A 2,073-nucleotide genomic window follows, 5' to 3' on the forward strand; every position below is an offset into this window, starting at 1 on the left:
CGCCGAGCTGGACACCCAGCTGCCCACCAACCCCAAGCTGGTGCTGGAGACCCGCAAGCGGCGCCGCATCATCCTGCTCTCGGCCCTGGGCGGGGCCGGGGCCGGGGCGGCCGCGGCCTGGGTCCTGGTGGCGCCGGCGGCGGTGGTGGCCGCCGTGCTGGCGGTGCTGACGGTGGCCGGAGCCCTGGAGCGCACCCGCTCCACGACCGCTCTGGAGGGCGGGGACCGCAACATCGAGGGGATCGGCACCGACCCCTCCTCCCGCGACCTCAAGGAGCTGCTGGCGCAGGTCAAGGGCATGGGGCGGGCCGATGAGATCCGGGTGATCGGGCCGATCGCCCGCGATGAGAAGGACACGGCCTGGACCGCGGTGGTCCAGACCCCCATCCCGCACAAGAAGGTGCTGGCCAAGCACGAGGAGATCGCGGGCAAGTTCGACGTGGCCGCCTCCCAGCTGCGGCTGACCCCGATCAAGACCAGCGAGGCGCGCACCCGCATCTGGTGCGCCGACGAGGACCCGCTGACCGGGCCGCCGGTCATGTCGCCGCTGATCGGGCGCACCGAGCCGTTCGACATCTGGCGCGAGCCGGTGTTCCTGGGCACCTCGACCTACGGGGCGCCGGTGGAGTTCTCCCCGGTCAACAAGGCCGGGATGCTCACCGCCGGCGAGAGCGGGTCGGGCAAGAGCGTGGCCGACGACCAACTGCTGTGCGCGGTGGCCCTGGACCCGCACGCCCAGATGTGGCTGGTGGACGCCAAGATGGTCGAGCTGGAGGCCTACCGGGACGTGGCCCATGAGTACCTGGGCCGCCCGGACCGGGAGGCGTTCAAGGCGATGGTGCAGCGCCTGACCGATGAGAAGGACCGGCGCCTGGAGGCCATGGCCCGTGCCGGGGTCAACCGCATCACCGGCGACAACTGGAGGCGGTTCAAGGCCCCCTTCATCCTCTTCCACGTCGACGAGATCCAGATGTTCACCGTCGGGGAGAAGAACGGGGAGGTCACCGAGCCGTTGGGGCGGCTGGCCTCGCAGTGCCGGGCGGTGGGCATCTACATCAGCGTGGCCACGCAGTACCCCAAGAACGAGGTGGTCAACACCTTCCTGCGGGCCAACCTGACGGTGCGGCTGGGGCTGCGGTGCGAGGGCACCACCGCCTCCAACATCGCCCTGGGCGACGGCATGGCCGGCCGGGGGTTCAACTGCAGCTCCTTCACCCCCGAGCAGCGCGGGGCGGCCTTCCTCAAGGGCGAGCGGGGCGACCCGGTGCAGCTGCGCACCGGCTATCTGGAAAAGCCCGACGAGGGCGAGCAGGGCGAGCACCACGTGCGCGACATCGTCAAGGCCGCCGTGGAGCTGCGCGCCAGGGCCGGGACGCTGCCCACCGGCGACAACCGGCCCGAGGTGCGGCTGCTGGAGGCGATGATCGCCATCGTGGAGGCCTCGGGGCAGCGCAACCTGCACACCACCGAGCACCTGCTGCCCGCGCTGGCCCAGCGCCTGCCCGAGACCGAGGGGTGGGGGCCCGAGGACCTGGCGGCCGCGCTGCCCGAGAACACCCGCACCTCCAAGAACGTGCGCGCGTTCTCGGACACGGAGGGTCGCGAGATGTCGCGGCCGGGGTACCGGCTGGCCGAGCTGAAGGCGGCCCGCGAACGCCTGTGAGGCGCCTCACCGGACGCCTCACAGGGCCCTCACGCGGGGGTCACGGGTGAGGGGGGATCCCCTCACAGAGTGACCCCCTCCCCTCACCCTCAAAAACCCTCTCTGACCTGGGGTGTGACCACTGTGAGGGGCGGATGCGCAGGGGGTCGGAGGGCGGGTTTCCCCTGGTTTTCGCGGGGGCGCGCCGAAGGCGCCCGGCACCGGAGCCGCGGCGGCCGGCGCCCCCTGTTCCCGGCGGGCGGCCGCGCCCGCCGCCACCCGAACCGTCGACCACGAACAGTGACGGCCGGGGTGTGTCCCGGGGCCGTCGGAAGGAGCCGCTGTGAAGTCGCAGAAGAAGTACCTGGGCTGGATTGTGGGCGCCCTGGTCGTCTACTGGATCGTCGTGCNACCCCGTCGAGGCGGCCGCC

The 2,073-nt window shown here is 72.2% G+C and carries 1 protein-coding gene; it reads left to right on the forward strand.

Annotated elements, in window-relative coordinates; translation table 11 throughout:
- On the forward strand, positions 1 to 1,663 hold a 1,663-nt coding region (locus D450_RS0128110; protein ID WP_017541959.1), incomplete at its 5' end, for an FtsK/SpoIIIE domain-containing protein.
- Positions 1,664 to 2,073 lie beyond the last annotated feature (410 nt).

The organism is Nocardiopsis halophila DSM 44494, from assembly GCF_000341245.1.
Lineage (GTDB): Bacteria > Actinomycetota > Actinomycetes > Streptosporangiales > Streptosporangiaceae > Nocardiopsis_A > Nocardiopsis_A halophila.